Annotated in this window: 16 protein-coding genes; 1 reads left to right on the top strand and 15 read right to left on the bottom strand. The window is 67.2% G+C overall.

Going from position 1 to position 14,696, the window contains the following annotated elements; translation table 11 throughout:
• The first annotated feature begins 10 nt into the window (after nucleotides 1-10).
• On the top strand, nucleotides 11-646 hold the full coding sequence (locus tag CBY09_RS12655) for a flavin reductase family protein (RefSeq protein ID WP_094289963.1): 636 nt from the start codon (nucleotides 11-13) through the stop codon (nucleotides 644-646).
• Here the strand turns inward: CBY09_RS12655 and CBY09_RS12650 are convergent.
• The 15 genes from CBY09_RS12650 to mnmG form a co-directional block, all read right to left on the bottom strand.
• Nucleotides 624-1,664, bottom strand: coding sequence for an alpha/beta hydrolase (locus CBY09_RS12650; protein WP_240515707.1), 1,041 nt, complete (start codon nucleotides 1,662-1,664; stop codon nucleotides 624-626). The two genes, CBY09_RS12655 and CBY09_RS12650, sit on opposite strands and share 23 nt — an antisense overlap.
• 74 nt (nucleotides 1,665-1,738) lie before the next feature.
• Nucleotides 1,739-2,701 (bottom strand): hypothetical protein, encoded by a 963-nt coding sequence (locus CBY09_RS12645; protein WP_094289961.1) that lies wholly within the window; start codon nucleotides 2,699-2,701, stop codon nucleotides 1,739-1,741.
• Nucleotides 2,702-2,899: 198 nt separating this feature from the next.
• A complete protein-coding gene (lpoB, locus tag CBY09_RS12640) occupies nucleotides 2,900-3,517 on the bottom strand; it encodes a penicillin-binding protein activator LpoB (protein WP_094289960.1) in 618 nt (205 codons plus the stop codon).
• Nucleotides 3,518-3,559: 42 nt separating this feature from the next.
• Nucleotides 3,560-3,973, bottom strand: coding sequence for a YcfL family putative periplasmic lipoprotein (locus CBY09_RS12635; protein ID WP_094289959.1), 414 nt, complete (start codon nucleotides 3,971-3,973; stop codon nucleotides 3,560-3,562).
• A gap of 35 nt (nucleotides 3,974-4,008) precedes the next feature.
• Nucleotides 4,009-5,544 (bottom strand): COG3014 family protein, encoded by a 1,536-nt coding sequence (locus CBY09_RS12630; protein ID WP_094289958.1) that lies wholly within the window; start codon nucleotides 5,542-5,544, stop codon nucleotides 4,009-4,011.
• Between the two features lie 343 nt (nucleotides 5,545-5,887).
• A complete protein-coding gene (locus tag CBY09_RS12625) occupies nucleotides 5,888-6,634 on the bottom strand; it encodes a class I SAM-dependent methyltransferase (RefSeq protein WP_094289957.1) in 747 nt (248 codons plus the stop codon).
• A 20-nt stretch (nucleotides 6,635-6,654) separates the two neighbouring features.
• Nucleotides 6,655-8,013 (bottom strand): hypothetical protein, encoded by a 1,359-nt coding sequence (locus CBY09_RS12620; protein ID WP_094289956.1) that lies wholly within the window; start codon nucleotides 8,011-8,013, stop codon nucleotides 6,655-6,657.
• A gap of 236 nt (nucleotides 8,014-8,249) precedes the next feature.
• Nucleotides 8,250-9,167 (bottom strand): ParB/RepB/Spo0J family partition protein, encoded by a 918-nt coding sequence (locus tag CBY09_RS12615; RefSeq protein WP_094289955.1) that lies wholly within the window; start codon nucleotides 9,165-9,167, stop codon nucleotides 8,250-8,252.
• Nucleotides 9,168-9,209: 42 nt separating this feature from the next.
• Nucleotides 9,210-9,506 carry a cupin domain-containing protein gene (locus tag CBY09_RS12610; protein ID WP_094289954.1) on the bottom strand — a complete coding sequence of 99 codons (297 nt, stop codon included), beginning with the start codon at nucleotides 9,504-9,506 and terminating at the stop codon, nucleotides 9,210-9,212.
• 25 nt (nucleotides 9,507-9,531) lie between these two features.
• A complete protein-coding gene (locus CBY09_RS12605) occupies nucleotides 9,532-9,804 on the bottom strand; it encodes a hypothetical protein (RefSeq protein ID WP_094289953.1) in 273 nt (90 codons plus the stop codon).
• The gene (locus tag CBY09_RS12600; RefSeq protein WP_094289952.1) at nucleotides 9,801-10,346 is read right to left on the bottom strand and encodes an RBBP9/YdeN family alpha/beta hydrolase; all 546 of its coding nucleotides are present in this window, start codon (nucleotides 10,344-10,346) and stop codon (nucleotides 9,801-9,803) included. Before CBY09_RS12600 ends, CBY09_RS12605 begins: the two co-directional genes overlap by 4 nt.
• 34 nt (nucleotides 10,347-10,380) lie before the next feature.
• Nucleotides 10,381-11,193: a ParA family protein gene (locus tag CBY09_RS12595; protein ID WP_094289951.1), complete on the bottom strand. Its 813-nt coding sequence runs from the start codon at nucleotides 11,191-11,193 to the stop codon at nucleotides 10,381-10,383.
• Between the two features lie 24 nt (nucleotides 11,194-11,217).
• Complete coding sequence (locus tag CBY09_RS12590) at nucleotides 11,218-11,832, bottom strand: LysE family transporter (RefSeq protein ID WP_094289950.1); 615 nt, start codon at nucleotides 11,830-11,832, stop codon at nucleotides 11,218-11,220.
• A gap of 117 nt (nucleotides 11,833-11,949) precedes the next feature.
• Nucleotides 11,950-12,627 (bottom strand): 16S rRNA (guanine(527)-N(7))-methyltransferase RsmG, encoded by a 678-nt coding sequence (gene rsmG / locus CBY09_RS12585; protein ID WP_094289949.1) that lies wholly within the window; start codon nucleotides 12,625-12,627, stop codon nucleotides 11,950-11,952.
• Complete coding sequence (gene mnmG, locus CBY09_RS12580; RefSeq protein WP_094289948.1) at nucleotides 12,624-14,609, bottom strand: tRNA uridine-5-carboxymethylaminomethyl(34) synthesis enzyme MnmG; 1,986 nt, start codon at nucleotides 14,607-14,609, stop codon at nucleotides 12,624-12,626. Before mnmG ends, rsmG begins: the two co-directional genes overlap by 4 nt.
• Between the last annotated feature and the right edge of the window lie 87 nt (nucleotides 14,610-14,696).

The following is a 14,696-nucleotide window of genomic DNA, read 5'->3' as shown; positions in this document are numbered from 1 at the left end:
GCAAAGCCCCATGACCACCCCACAGCCCCCGCGCACCTTCCACAGCTACGAACCCCGCCTGGGCCATGGCCTGCCGCACGACCCGTTCAACGCCATCGTGGGGCCGCGCCCCATCGGCTGGATTTCCACACAGAACGCCACAGGCACCACCAACCTGGCGCCCTACAGCTTCTTCAACGCGTTCAACTACGTGCCGCCCATCGTGGGATTTGCCAGCATCGGCTTCAAAGACACAGTGCGCAACGTGCAGGCCACAGGCGAGTTTGTGTGGAACCTGGCCACGCGCGACCTGGCCGAGGTGATGAACCAGAGCTGCGCCGCTGTGCCCCCCGAAGTGAGCGAGTTCGACCTGACCGGCCTCACCCCCCTGCCCTCCACCCGCGTGCGCCCCCCGCGTGTGGCCGAAAGCCCGGTCACCTTTGAATGCCGCAGCACGCAGAGCCTGCAGTTGCAGGGGGTGGATGGCGCGCAGGTGGACACCTGGCTGGTGCTGGGCGAGGTGGTGGCCGTGCACATCGACACCGCACTGCTGAAAAACGGCGTGTACGACACCGCCAACGCTGGCCACATCCTGCGCGGCGGCGGCCCGGCGGACTATTTCACGGTGGGGCCGGAGCAGTTGTTCAGGATGTTCCGGCCGCGCTAGGAGCCTGCTGCTGCTCTCGCAACAGTCGCAACGGAGCACACAGCCCGGCGGCCGGTTGACGGGCCCATTGCTCGGTCCAGACCCACACCTGCTGCACGCCGTCCACGCCCGATGCGGGGCGCTGCAGGCCGTGGTCGGCACCCTCCATGCGTCGCGCGCAATAGGGCGCGGTGCGCAAGGCCGCCAGCGCTTCAAACCGCGTGTAGGCCACGGCGGGCACCAGCGCATCGTCGCTGCCCCACACCTGCAGCAGCGGCCAGGGGCTGCGCAGCAGGGGCAGGGTCAGGGGCCAGTTCCACAGGTCGCGCCAGTAGCCCAGGCTGCGCCCCTGCACCACCACGCTGTCGTGCGGAGCACCCGCCACGATCTGCGCCAGCGCGGCCCAGTCGTCCTGCACGCCCAGGCGGCGGGCCTGCAGGGCCCCGGCCTCTTGCGGATCCAACCCGCTGGAGCCGATGAGCACCAGGCCGGCGAGCTGGGGCACCTCGGGCGCCAGCGCGGGCAGCAGTTCTGCCCCTTCGGAGATGCCCACAAGCAGCTGCGGCAGCGCGGGCTGCCCCTGGCGTTGCAGGGCATCGGCACGCAGGGCCGCGCGGGCGTGCGCGAGCCAGGTGGAATGCCGATCGCGCGACACAAAACTGTGCGGGCAGTCGGCGGGGGCGGTGCGGTCGCCAGGGCTCACCCCGGGCTTGTGCAGTACCAGCACCTGGGCGTGCAGCAGTCCGGCAAAGTAGCGGTCAGCAAACGATCCCAGGCCCGCACAGCCAGAGCCGGGCACCACAATCACCCGGTAGCGCAGGGGCGGCACCCGTTCGCTGCGCTGCAGGGCTTGCAGCACTACGCCGCGCTCGCCGGGCAAAACCAGGGGCTCAAAGCGGCCCGAGGGGGCCGCGTGCGGAGGCTCGGCCAGCACCGGAGACAGCGGCGAGTCCGTGGGCTGGGCCGCAACCGCCCCGAAGGCAGCGGCCAGAACCGCCCCTGTGGCCCACCGCCGTGCGCCCACCAAAAAGGCCAGCACGCGGCTGGCCTGGCGCGATGGGGGTACAGCGACGAAGCAGTGCGCCACGGCGTATCACCCCCAAAGAGCTGTGTTTACTTGAGGATCAGCACCTGCTCGGGCTGCTGGGGCTGCGGCACGGGCATAGGCTGGCCACCCTGCTGGTACACCGGCGGCGGGCGCACGCCGCGCGCCAGGTTGGCGTCGGTGTAGCCCAGTTGCCCGGCGAGCTGGTGGTACACGTCCTGCGCCAGCGACAGCGAGGTCTCGCGCATCACCTTGGCGCGGTTGGGCGGCGCGATGTCACCACGGACCGACAGGATCTTGGTGTCGTTGCCTTCGCCCTGGGCGGAGAACGCGGCCTTGATCTCGTAGGTTTTGGTGTTGATGAGCGAGAAGTCGGCCAGCAGCTGCAGGCCGTACTGGCGCGTGGCACTGGTCGTGCCTTGCAGGGGCGAGAGCGCGTCGGTGAAGTCGATGCTCGACACCACGCCAAACAGCACGTAGTCGGCGCCGTTGAACTCGCCCTTCTTGATGCGGCTGATCACATCGGCCACCTGGGGCTGCGCCTGCGGCGTGGCCATCTTGCCGCCCTGCACCTGGTTGAGCACCTGCTCGGCCTTGCTGGGCTGGGGCTTGCCTGCGTCGAAGCCCTTGCCCTGGATCAGGCGGAAGTAGGTGCCCTGCAGGATGGCGCCCTTGATGTCGTTGGTGTAGCCACCGAGCTCGCGCTGCTCGATGTAGCTGTAGCGCCCGGCCACATAGGTGCCGCTGGCCTGCTCGGAGGCCTGCATCGAGTGGCTGCCCGAGTGCGAGCCGCCGCCGCCATAGGGGCCGTGGCTGTAGCCGCCGCTGTGGCTGCCGCCCGCGCTCATCTGGCTGCTGCGCTGGTAGGTGCCGGCCATGAAGTATTCGGACACGCGCTGGGCATAGGCCAGGTCGGTCACGGCAATCTTGGGCGCCGCGCCCGGCTGCTGCGCCTGCGCGCCCGTGTCCCAGGCCAGCGTGGTGGCCGCGATCACGGCCAGGGCCGTGTGCAATGTGGTTCTGCGTTGCATGTGATGCTCCTTGTGAGCTAACGGGAATTCATGAATCAATCGACCGGCCCAAGCAGCGGCTCATGCCGGTAAAAACTGGCGCGCCCGAAGGCGAGGGACGCCGAGCAAGGGCCGCCCCGCAGCGAGGGCGTCGTCCCCCTTCCCGGCGAAGCCGAGAGAAGGGGGAAGGCGCGCAGCGCCTCAGGGGGATGTCCTGCTTCAGCGCTTGCTGGTCTTCCGGATTTCCTTTTCGTCCTGCCACTCGATCGTGCCTTCCTGCACATCAAACAGCTTGAGCGTGAACTTGTAGTACACGTCCTTGGTGTTGTTGTTCTGCTTGACGATGCTGGTCAGCTCGCCTTCCATGCTGTACTTGGCGGCCGTCATCTGGCCGACCTTGGCGGTGGTGCCTTGCTTGTACAGGCCGCTCTGGTTCTGACGCTGCAGCTCGTCCACACCGGCCTGCATCTCGTTGATGGAGCGCACAAAACGCACCTTGCCCGACTTGACCAGCGCGGTCTGGATCGAGTTCATCACGTTGGTAGTGTCGATGTACTCGCTCGTCTTGTTCTTGACAGTGGAGATCGTCACCGTGGGGCGGCCCTGGAAGATGCCGGTTTCGAGCAAGCCGCCGGTCATCTTCTCGGCAATCATCTGCAGGTCGGTGGAGCCGAACTCGTTGGTCACCAGCTCGACGGCCTTGGCATCGCCGTAGTTGACCTGGCGGTCAAAACGCACGGTGGGCGAGGACAGGTTCTGGCAGGCCGACAGGGCCAGGGTGCTGGCCGCAAAGGCCAGGACCAGCGCGCTGCGCTGGATGCGGTTCTTGGTGTTCATGTTGGTTTACTCCTCACTCAAACAGGGATTGGTGCGGCGCGATCAGCGCGGCTCCACATTCATTTCCAGGCGCAGGTCCACGGCGGCGCTGGTGGGCGCCACGCTTTTCACGGTCTGCTGGCCCAGGCCGAGCACACTCATCTGCTTCCAGGACTCGCCATCGCCCACCTGGTTGCCCACGTTGTCCAGCCACTTGAAGCGGTAGAACACGGTGCGGTCGGTGCGGCCCATGTTGGCCATGTCGGCCTGCACGACGAGGATGTCGTTCTTGCGCACGATGCGCATCTCGCGCACGGCGATGCTGTTGGCCTCGCCACGCAGGGCGACCTTGGCGGCCACGGCCAGCGGAGTGGCCGGGTCGTGCAGCTGGGCCTGGGCCGCGGAGGCCAGGGTCATCGCGAGGACGGCACACGCAGCGGCGGGTGCGGCGGCGGCAAGGGCAAAACGGGTTCTCATGCCAGAGGCTCCTTGAAAATGGGACAGGTTCGGTTTCAGTTCTTGGCGGCCGGCGCGGTGGACGTGGACTTGACCGCTGCCTTGGGCACCACACGCGTGCGGCTGGTGGTGGTTGTCGTCGTCGTCGTGCGCACGGTGGCGGCGGGTTCGGCGGCGGCGGGCTGCGGTGCAGCGGCCACGGTGGGCAGCTGGCCCAGCATGGCCACGTCGCCGGTCAGCACGCTGTTGTCGTACATGCGCAGGGGCACCAGGGCGTACTGGCCGTCGATCTTGATCGGCTGGGGCAGTTGGCGGCCGTTCACGCTCACCAGGTGTTCACCGGGTGGCAGGTAGCCACGGGCCACGTACACACGGCCGGGCAGCATGCGCCACATGCGGTCATCGGCCTGCTCGGTGGCCACCGAGGCGGCCGCGCCGATGATGCCGCCGATCAGGCCGCCGCGCTTTTGCAGCTCGTTCTGCAGCACGCCCTTGGCCACGGCACGAGTGAAGCCACGCAGCACCATGCCGGGCATTTCATCCTTGAGCGCGCGGCGCGCCATCACGTTCACGTCCACCACTTTTTCGAGCTTGAGGTCGGTGCCCGCAGCAGAAATGGTGGTCAGCAACGCGTCCTTGGACGGCTCGATCACGGGGTAGGAGATGCTGGCGGTGACCATGCCCCGGCCGGTGGGCACGGGGATGGTGAAGGCCTTGGGCTTGCGTGCAGGCGCGTCACCGGCCTCGACGATAAAGAGCACGTCGGTCATGCGCTGGCGGCGCTTCCAGGTGAAACCGGTGCGGTTGTCCAGGCCGCGCAGGCCTTCTTCCAGCACGGGGGTGTCGGGCTTGAGCTCGATGGCCTTGCGGTAGCCGGGCGCAGCCAGGCCAGGCTCGTTGAGCATTTCGTACAGGAAGCCAGCCAGGTAGTGGGACAGCGCGTTGGAGTAGCCGTTCTTGAGGGCCAGCACTTCGGGGTCGTTGAGCGTTTCGACCGGGTAGCCATTCAGCTCCTTGCCGCCCGATGTGGCGCCCTTGGACTTGGCCTCTTCTTCGGCCGCCAGGGTTTCCTTGGCGCGGAACTCGGCAATGATGGCTTCGCGCTCGTGCGTGCGCTTGATGTCCACACGGGCGTTTTCAAAATCGCCCACGGCCATGCGGTTCAGGGCCAGGCGCGTGGTCACCCACACCTTTTCGTAATCCTGGCCTTCGTAGACCTTCAGGCGTTCGCTGATCAGCGCGGCGCCCACGGTGCCCATGAGTTTGCTGGGGTTGGTCTTGGCGGTTTCTTCCCATTCCTTGACCTTGTTGTCGGCCAGCAGGAAGGCGTTGGTGCTGTCGGGGTAGCGGCGGTCCATGCGCAGCAGCTCGCCGCGTTCCATGTTGTAGAGCAGCGCGGTTTTTTCTTCTTCGGTCTTGGCCGTGCTTTCGAGCTGGGCGATGGCGGCAGGAATGCCGCCACTGCGCCCGGCCGTCTGCATGTCGGTGGCCAGCTTGTCGTGGCTTTGCATGGTGGCGCAGCCGGTCAGGGCGGCGCTCAGCGTCAGCACCCACAGCAGGCGGGGACGGAAACGGGACAGGGGGGTGGTCATGGATGCTCCTTGCACGACGATCGGTTAGGCACCAGAAAAACCCCGGCGTGGCCCACGCACCCTGCGGCTGCCGGGCCTGTTGGCCAGCAGCAAGGCAACACACCGTGTCTGCAGCGCTGCAGGGTGTGGCGTAGGAAGTCCGGACAAGGAAGTTGCCGACAGCCCGCCTGCATCCCTCCCGATGCGCAGCGGCGCTCTGTGCGTCCCCCTCTGGCTGTGAGTTTCTTGGTTCTTGTGTATGGGGTTGTAGCCAGGGGCGCAATGTAGCAAAAGCTTGTATCTTTTCTGTAACCGTTCGGGGCCTCTGACACAGGCAGACACACAAAGCCGAGCGCGGTGCATGTCATGCCTCCACCCGGTTCTGCGGCATGCGGTACAGCCACACCACCCGCCCACCGGGCGCGCGCAGCTGGGCGCTGGGCAACCAGCCGGGCACGGCAAACTCCAGGCTCACCAGCCAGGCACCCGGGGCCAGTTCCGCCTGGGCCTTGGCAGCGGCGCGGGCCATGCTTTCGGGGCGTTGAAACAAATAGACCATGCGGTAGGGGCTCCAGTCGGCCTTCCACATGTCGGCGCGCCGCACCTGGGCCCAGGGGCACAGCGCAGCGCAGGCCAGGCGCAGCGGCCAGCTCCACTCCAGCCCTTCGAGCTGGGCCGCAGGGTAGGCGTGGCGCAGGGCCTTGAGGCCATCGCCCAGGCCACAGCCCGCATCAAGCACGCGCGCGCCCAGCGGCAGCGGTGCCTGCACGGCCAGGGCCTGCAGCGCATGGCGCGGGGTGGGGAACAGCGGCGCATCGCGCCAGGCATTGAGCGGGTACACCAGCAGCAGCAGCGCCAGCGGCACCAGCCACGCCCAAGTGGGCAGGCTGGCCGCGCCCAGCAGCGCCAGCGACAAAGGGAACCCCGCCGCAATCAACCCGCGCCGCCACCAGCTGCCGCCCAGCACACTGGCGGCCGTGCCCAACAGGCAGGCGACCAGCAAGGCCCCCACGGGCGGCACGGCGGCGCGTTGCAGCGCCACAAATACCAGCCACGCGCCCGCCCACGCCATCAACGCGGGCAAGGGCCAGGGCATGCGCAGAGCGAGCATGGGGTGTCTTATCTCTCGGCTCAGCGACCGAACAGGCCGCGCAGCAGGTTCACGGGGTTCACCACCTCGCCGGGGGTGGCCGTATCTGGCGGTGTGCCGCCCGAAGACTGGCCGCTGTTGCCCATGCCACTCGAATAGGCCCCGCCACCGGTGCCAGTGCCTGCCGGGGTCGCAGCGCCCATGCCCCCGCGCTGCCCTTGCATCTCCTCGCCCAGCATGGCCATGGTGTGCGACTTCACACGCACGCGCACCGACCATTCAGGCTCCCACGCGGCCTTGGGGTCGGCCGGGCGCGGAGGGTGCACGATGTGGCTTTCACCGCCGTAGGCCATCATGCGCAGCATGGGCGTGGCATCGCGCCCGCCGCCCGCAAAAATGCCCTGGGGGATGGCGCACTGTGTGGTCTCGGGCTGCAGAAGCACCCGCTCCTTGAGCCAGCGGTCGATGGTGGCGGGCGACAGGTAGTCGAACAGGCCCATGCCCGTGTCGGGCGTTTCGGCGCTGGACCACATGATGAGGTCGTCCCCGCTCTGTGACATGGCATGCAGGTAGTAGGCACGCGCGTTGCGCACGGGCTGCCAGCTCGTGCCCATGCTGTCCTGCGGCTTGCCGCTGGTGCGCAGGTCGATGGCGGGCATCAAATCTTGCGCGGCACCCAGCGTGAACTTCATGGAGGCGGGCACGCCGTCGCCACGCACCTGGTGCTCGCCCACCACCGAGCTGTCCCGCGACAGGCTCACCTGGTTGCGTTCGTTGGGGTACAGCGCATAGGCCGGGCCCACACGCGGGCCCCGGTCGGGCACGGCGCGGCCGGCAAAGGCCTGGGCGTAGTCGGAGGGCTTGGCACGCGCCAGATCGATCACGCGGGGCTGGCCCGCACGCACCGTGGCACTGCAGCCCCAGTACAGCAGGATGCGGCCCTTGGGCTGGTGCTGCTGGTATTCCTGGGGCACCTCGCCCGGCTCGGTCTGGGTGGGCTGCGCACGCGGCGGGATCAGCGGCAGGGATTCGCCCATGCGCATGCCAGCCGGAATGGCCTGGCTGGCCTCCACGCCGGGGCGCAGGCTGTTGTGCAAGGCGAGGTCGATGACACGCGGGGGCATGATGGACATGGCGCGGGCGTGGCCATAGGCCGTGTTGCCGCTGCCCGCCCTGCCCTGCGCGGCGCCGCCACCCATACCGCCCATGAGGCCGCCGAGCAAACCGCCGCCACCGGGCAGGCTGTCCATCTCGGGCATGCCCGCCATGGTGCCGGTGGACAGGTCCATCCACAGCTGGACCTTGGGGGTTTTGGTGTTCTGGGCCTGGGCGCCCAGGCTGGCGATGCTCAGGCCAACGGCCAGGCAGGCGGGGGTCAGGACAAAGCGCAAAGGAGTCATGGTGGTCTGTTCCAGGAGATACAGGAATCACCCGGCAAACCATCGTGGGCCGCAGCGCAGCATTACATGCTCGCTGCCAAGGCCTTGCGGTCAACCCGGGTGTGTTGAACGCAGCGCAGTGTAGGCCCCGCACTGACGCATTTTGCCTGCGCAAGTTACGGCTGGAAACCGTTTCTGTGCGCTATTTCACGCATGTTTGCGCGGCGACAGCACCGCGCCCCGCCCCCGGCGGTGGATCAGCCGCGCAGGCGGTCGATCAACCCGTTCAGGGCCTCCAGCGAGCCGAACTGAATCGCCAGCTCTCCCATGTCTTCCACGCGGCCATGGCGTTTGACGCGTTTTTTGACGCGCACCTCGACCTCGGCCATGAGCAGGTCCGAGAGTTCCTCCTCCACGCGCTTGAGGTCGCGCGACTTTTCCTTCTTGGGCTTCTGGGGCACCAGGCTGAACTCGGCGCTGAGCTTTTTCACCAGCGCCTCGGCTTCGCGCACCGACAGCTTCTTGGCCGCGATCTGGTTGCCCGCAGTGATCTGCGCGGCGCGGTCCAGCGCCAGCAGGGCCCGCGCGTGGCCCATGTCGATGTCGCCCGCCATCAGCATGGTCTGCACCGGCTCGGCCAGGTTCAAGAGGCGCAGCAGGTTGCTGGCGGCGCTGCGCGAGCGGCCCACGGCCTGCGCGGCCAGCTCGTGCGTGAGGCCGAACTCGCGCACCAGACGCTGCAGGCCCTGGGCTTCTTCCAGCGGGTTCAGGTCTTCGCGCTGGATGTTCTCGATGAGCGCCATGGCAGCAGCGGACTCGTTGGGCACGTCGCGCACCAGCACCGGCACCTCGGCCAGGCCCGCCAGGCGCGACGCCCGAAAGCGCCGCTCGCCCGCAATGATTTCGTACTTGCCCGCGTGCTCGCCATCCACCAGGCGCCGTACCAGGATGGGTTGCATGATGCCCTGGGCCTTGATGGACTCGGCCAGCTCGTACAGCGCGCCTTCGTCCATGCGCGTGCGCGGCTGGTACACGCCGGGCACCAGTTCGCTCAGCGGCAGGCTGCTGGGCAAGCCCGCCTCGGCGGCCTGGGCCTGCTCCACTTTGTCTTCGACCTTGGGGCCCAGCAGGGCTTCCAGGCCTCGGCCGAGGCCCTTGGGTTTTTTGGTGACCATGCGATGTCTTCTTCTCGAAAATGAATGGGGAGAGGGAAATCTTCAGCGGTCGATGATGACCAGCGTGCCGTGGCTGCCAGGCGCCACGGCATGGGGCACACCCGCCGGGACGATGAACACCTCGCCCGCATTCACCTCGGTGACCTGCCCTTGCAGGTCCAGGCGCATGCAGCCGTCCAGCACCAGCAGCGCCTCGTCAAAGTCGTGCGATTCGTCGGGGTAGGCCGCGTCGTCCATGCGCAGCACCTTGAGGTTGGCGCCTGCGGCCCGGCCCACCACCGTGGAGTTCCAGGCGCGGGGCAGTTGGTCGGCAATGGCAGTGAGAGGGATTTTGGACATGGATGCGAAACGGAACAGAGGGTTATCAACGCGGGGTATGGCCGCCCGCAGCGCGGCCCATGGCGCGGCGCTTCTTGCGGCTGCGCCACAGGCGCAACCACACACCGAACGCCACCATCAGCAGCACCAGGGCCAGCATGAACTGCCCCAGCGCGCCCACCACCACCGCACCGCCCGGCAGGAACCAGGAGAGCATGGTGAGCGGCGCCTCGATCCAGACGGGATCGAGCCTTCGCGGCGGTGGTGCTGCGAGCGGCTCAGCCGATGCGGGATTGCGCCAGAACGCCCGCAGCTTCATGCGGCATCACCCGCCAGTTCGCGCAGCCAGGCGTGGCCTTCGACCCACTCGCCCAGACCAGATTCAGCGTTGATGTGGCCGCGCTCGCCGTAATCGATGAAGCGCGTGCCCCAGGCCTGCGCCAGCCCTTCGGCGCGCTCGAAGCTGCAGTACGGATCATTGCGGCTGCCCACCAGCACGGCGGGGAACGGAAGCGGCTGGCGCGCAAGGGGCACCCAGCCATGGATCTGCGCCGCCAGGTCAGGCCGCTCCACATCGCCCGGCGCCACCAGCAGCGCGCCACGCACCTTGGCCGCATGGCGGGTGTGCGCCGCCCACCAGGCGGTGAGGATGCAGCCCAGGCTGTGCGCTGCCAGCACCACCGGGCCATCGGCGTCAAGCACGGTTTCTTCGAGGCGGGCCGACCAGTCGCCACGCAGCGGGCGCATCCAGTCGTGCTGCTCCACGCGGTGGTAGCCATGCGCGGCCTCCCACAGGCTTTGCCAGTGGTCGGGGCCGGAGTTCTGCCAGCCGGGCAGCAGCAAGACGTTGGAAGCCTTCATTACTATCAATTTAATAGCTATTGACGCTTACCCATCAGGCGGAAGCAGGCATTTTTGCCATGGAAGAGGCCGCAGCGGGCATGTTCTTCACACGCGCAACCATCTCCTCGGCAAACTCGACGAAAGCCTGGCTGCCCTTGGCGGCCGGGTCAAACACCACACCGGGCAGCCCGTAGCTGGGCGCCTCGGCCAGGCGCACGTTGCGCGGGATCACGCTGTTGAACACCTTGTCGCCAAAGTGGCCCTTGAGCTGGTCGCTCACCTGCTGCTGCAGCGTGATGCGGGGGTCGAACATCACGCGCAGCAGGCCGATGATCTGCAGGTCGGCATTGAGGTTGGCGTGCACCTGCTTGATGGTGTTGACCAGATCGGTCAGGCCTTCCAGCGCAAAGTACTCGCACTGCATGGGCACGATCACGCCGTGGGCGCTGCACAGGCCGTTGAGGGTGAGCATGCTCAAGGACGGCGGGCAGTCGATGAGCACGAAGTCGAAGTCGGCATCCGCCTCGGCCAGCGCGGCCTTGAGGCGCTTTTCGCGGTGCTCCAAAGTCACCAGCTCCACCTCAGCCCCGGCCAGTTCACGGTTGGCGCCCAGCACCCAGTAGCCACATTTGTCCGACAGCACGGCCGCCTCTTTGACCGAAGCGGATTCGAGCAGCACGTCGTACACCGACAGCTGAAGACTGCGCTTGTCCACCCCCGAGCCCATGGTGGCGTTGCCCTGCGGGTCCAGGTCCACCATCAGCACGCGCTGGCCGATCTTGGCCAGGCCGGCAGCGAGGTTGACGGTGGTGGTGGTCTTGCCCACCCCACCCTTTTGATTGGCAACGCAAAAGATCTTGGCCATGTGGGTGCTGCAGTTCGTGTGGTGTTATTTGGAGATGGCCAGCTTGATGCCAAAGCCGATCAGGAAGACGCCCGCGATCTTTTCCAGCACGCGGCCGATGCGCGGGTTGGCGCGCATGCGCTCGGCCAGGTGGTGCGTGAGCAGCACGGCGACCAGGCCATAGAGAAACGTCAATGCCGCCACCGTCGCCGCCATCACGCCAAAAGTCAGCATGCCCTGGTGCCGGGCCGGGTCCACAAACAGCGGGAAGAACGCCATGTAGAACACGATGGCCTTGGGGTTGAGCAAGGTGATGAGCCCGGCCTGCTTGAAGTAGTGGCGCGGCTCGATGTTCAGGATGGGCTGGGCGCCCGGCTTGGCCGTGACCATCTTGAAGCCCAGCCACGCGAGGTAGGCCGCGCCCAGCCACTGCACCGCATTGAAGGCTGCCGGGTAGGTGGCCAGCAGCGCGGCCACACCGGCCACCGCCGCCCACATCAGCACCTGGTCGCCCGCAATCACACCCATGGTGGCCGCCATGCCACCGCGCACGCCACCCTTGCTGGTGGAGGTGATGAGCGCCAGATTGCCAGGGCCCGGAATGAGCAGGAACAACACGATGGCGGCGACAAAGGCGCCGTAGTCTGCGATGCCGAACATGGTTTCTCCTGGTGCGCGGGGAGGGTGCGATGGGAAGATGCACCCGGGTGAGGAGCCGAGTTTACGCGAGCCCCCTGCCCCACCCGCCGAGAAGTCGGTGCACTGAGGACAGAGCCATCAGGCGGGCTTCATCCAAATGATGCAGCGCTCCGCGTCCAGACCCGGCACCGTGAGCTGTTCCACGTGAAACACCGCCACATCCGCAGGCAGGGCGGCGATTTCGTCCTCGGGGTGTTTGCCCTTCATGGCCAGCCACGCGCCATGGGGCGCGGCCAGTGCGCTGCGGGACCAGTTCACAAAGTCTGGCAACGAGGCAAACGCGCGACAGCTGATGATGTCGAACGGCGTGGTCAGCGTCTCGACCCGCGCGTGCACGCCATGCAGGTTACGCAGCTTCAGCGCCACCGCTGCCTGCTGAATGAACGCCGCCTTCTTGCCCACGGTGTCTACGCAGCTCACATCCACATCCGGGCAGCAGATGGCGAACACCACGCCGGGCAGGCCACCGCCCGACCCAACATCCAGCAGCTTCACCGCCGCCGCCCCACCCTGCTGCAGGCCCGCCACATGCCTGCGCAGCGGCGCCACGGCGGCCAGGCTGTCCAGCAAATGGTGCGTCATCATCTCCTGCGGGTCGCGCACGGCCGTCAGGTTGTAGACCTTGTTCCACTTCTGCAGCAGCGCCAGAAAATCCATCAACAGGGAGACCTGTGCGTCGCTCAGGCCCAGCGCCAGCGCGTCGGCCCCGGCTTGCAGTTGCTGGCGCAGGCTGTCGTTGCTCACGGTCATCGTCATGCTGCCACTTCGCCTTCTGCCTTGGTGGGCGTTGCCGGTGCCACGGCAAACTCCTTGAACCCACCCTTCTTCAGATGCACCATCAGCAGCGAGATCGACGCAGGCGTGATGCCCGTGATGCGCGAGGCATGGCCCAGAGTCTCCGGACGGTGGCGGTTCAGAACCTGTCGGGCCTCGATGCTCAGTGCCGTCACCTGCATGTAGTCCAGGTCGGGCGGCAGGCGCAGCTTCTCGAAGTGCGCAGCGCGCTCCACCTCGCCCTTCTGGCGGTCGATGTAGCCTGCGTACTTGGCGGCAATCTCCACCTGCTCCAGCACAGGGTCGCTCAGGTCACCAAGGGTTTCACGTGAAACATCGGCCGATGCGTACTTGCCGCCGTCCATCGACACCAGGTTGGCGTAGTTCACATCGGGGCGGCGCAGCAGCTCGAACAGGTTGTATTCATGCTCGATGCTCTTGCCCAGCACGCGCTCCGATTCCGCCGCAGGCAGGTTGCGGGGGTTCACCCAGGTGGCCTTCAGGCGTTCTGTTTCACGTGAAACCGCATCGCGCTTGCGGCTGAAGGCATCCCAGCGCGCGTCGTCTACCAGGCCCATCTGGCGCCCCACTTCCGTCAGGCGCATGTCTGCGTTGTCCTCGCGCAGCTGCAGGCGGAACTCGGCGCGGCTGGTGAACATGCGGTAGGGCTCGGTCACGCCCTTGGTGATCAGGTCATCCACCAGCACACCCAGGTAAGCCTCGTCGCGGCCGGGCAGCCAGGGCGCATCGCCCCGGCACTGCAGCGCGGCGTTGATGCCGGCAAACAGACCCTGGGCCGCCGCCTCTTCATAACCAGTGGTGCCGTTGATCTGGCCGGCAAAGAACAGACCCTGGATCTGGCGCGTCTCGAAGCTGCTCTTGAGCGAGCGCGGGTCGAAGTAGTCGTATTCGATGGCGTAGCCGGGGCGCAGGATGTGCGCGTTCTCCAGCCCCGGCATGCTGCGCACCAGGTCGTACTGGATGTCGAACGGCAGGCTGGTACTGATGCCGTTGGGGTAGAACTCGTGCGTGGTCAGGCCTTCGGGCTCCAGAAAGATCTGGTGGCTGTCCTTGTCCGCAAAGCGGTTGATCTTGTCTTCCACACTCGGGCAGTAGCGCGGGCCCACGCCCTCGATCTTGCCGGTGAACATGGGGCTGCGGTCGAAGCCGCTGCGGATGATCTCGTGCGTGCGTTCGTTGGTGTGGGTGATCCAGCAGGGCACCTGCTGGGGGTGCATCTGCGCATTGCCCATGAAGCTGAACACCGGCACCGTGCCCTCGTTCACGCCACCGGGCATGCCGTCGCCGGGCTGCTCGGTGCACTTCGAGAAGTCGATGCTGCGCCCGTCGATGCGGGGCGGCGTGCCGGTCTTGAGGCGCCCCTGGGGCAGCTTCAGCTCCTTCAGGCGCGCCGACAGCGACACCGCCGGTGGGTCCCCCGCCCGGCCCGCCGCGTAGTTGTTCAGCCCCACGTGGATCTTGCCGTCGAGGAAGGTGCCCGCCGTCAGCACCACGGTGCGGCTGCGGAAGCGGATACCCACCTGCGTCACGGCGCCCACCACGCGGTCGCCTTCCACCATCAGGTCGTCCACCGCCTGTTGGAACAACCAGAGGTTCGGCTGGTTCTCCAGCATGCGGCGGATGGCGGCCTTGTACAGAATGCGGTCGGCCTGCGCCCGCGTAGCACGCACCGCAGGGCCTTTGGAGCTGTTGAGGATGCGGAACTGGATGCCGCCCTCGTCCGTGGCCAGCGCCATGGCGCCGCCGAGCGCATCCACCTCTTTCACCAGGTGGCCCTTGCCGATGCCACCGATGCTGGGGTTACAGCTCATCTGCCCCAGCGTCTCGATGTTGTGGGTCAGCAGCAGCGTTTTGCTGCCCATGCGCGCAGCGGCCAGCGCGGCCTCGGTGCCTGCATGGCCACCGCCGACAACGATCACATCAAATTCCTGGGGATACAACATGGGGACACTCCGGGGCCTGGCGGGCCCGATAATCAAAACACCCGGTACACGCGGGCACCCTGTCAAAGGCGCCGCATACCGGCCCTG

The sequence above is a fragment of the Acidovorax kalamii genome (assembly GCF_002245625.1).
GTDB lineage: Bacteria > Pseudomonadota > Gammaproteobacteria > Burkholderiales > Burkholderiaceae_C > Acidovorax > Acidovorax kalamii.
The sequence above is the reverse complement of the archived record's forward strand: the minus strand, read 5'-3'. Positions and strand labels throughout refer to the sequence as shown.

What these genes read in the sequence shown, in the direction of transcription:
- CBY09_RS12655 (WP_094289963.1), top strand. Translation starts at nt 11, where the DNA reads ATGACCACCCCACAGCCCCCGCGCACCTTCCACAGCTACGAACCCCGC.
- CBY09_RS12645 (WP_094289961.1), bottom strand. Translation starts at nt 2,701, where the DNA reads ATGCAACGCAGAACCACATTGCACACGGCCCTGGCCGTGATCGCGGCC.
- lpoB (WP_094289960.1), bottom strand. Translation starts at nt 3,517, where the DNA reads ATGAACACCAAGAACCGCATCCAGCGCAGCGCGCTGGTCCTGGCCTTT.
- CBY09_RS12635 (WP_094289959.1), bottom strand. Translation starts at nt 3,973, where the DNA reads ATGAGAACCCGTTTTGCCCTTGCCGCCGCCGCACCCGCCGCTGCGTGT.
- CBY09_RS12630 (WP_094289958.1), bottom strand. Translation starts at nt 5,544, where the DNA reads ATGACCACCCCCCTGTCCCGTTTCCGTCCCCGCCTGCTGTGGGTGCTG.
- CBY09_RS12625 (WP_094289957.1), bottom strand. Translation starts at nt 6,634, where the DNA reads ATGCTCGCTCTGCGCATGCCCTGGCCCTTGCCCGCGTTGATGGCGTGG.
- CBY09_RS12620 (WP_094289956.1), bottom strand. Translation starts at nt 8,013, where the DNA reads ATGACTCCTTTGCGCTTTGTCCTGACCCCCGCCTGCCTGGCCGTTGGC.
- CBY09_RS12615 (WP_094289955.1), bottom strand. Translation starts at nt 9,167, where the DNA reads ATGGTCACCAAAAAACCCAAGGGCCTCGGCCGAGGCCTGGAAGCCCTG.
- CBY09_RS12610 (WP_094289954.1), bottom strand. Translation starts at nt 9,506, where the DNA reads ATGTCCAAAATCCCTCTCACTGCCATTGCCGACCAACTGCCCCGCGCC.
- CBY09_RS12605 (WP_094289953.1), bottom strand. Translation starts at nt 9,804, where the DNA reads ATGAAGCTGCGGGCGTTCTGGCGCAATCCCGCATCGGCTGAGCCGCTC.
- CBY09_RS12600 (WP_094289952.1), bottom strand. Translation starts at nt 10,346, where the DNA reads ATGAAGGCTTCCAACGTCTTGCTGCTGCCCGGCTGGCAGAACTCCGGC.
- CBY09_RS12595 (WP_094289951.1), bottom strand. Translation starts at nt 11,193, where the DNA reads ATGGCCAAGATCTTTTGCGTTGCCAATCAAAAGGGTGGGGTGGGCAAG.
- CBY09_RS12590 (WP_094289950.1), bottom strand. Translation starts at nt 11,832, where the DNA reads ATGTTCGGCATCGCAGACTACGGCGCCTTTGTCGCCGCCATCGTGTTG.
- rsmG (WP_094289949.1), bottom strand. Translation starts at nt 12,627, where the DNA reads ATGACGATGACCGTGAGCAACGACAGCCTGCGCCAGCAACTGCAAGCC.
- mnmG (WP_094289948.1), bottom strand. Translation starts at nt 14,609, where the DNA reads ATGTTGTATCCCCAGGAATTTGATGTGATCGTTGTCGGCGGTGGCCAT.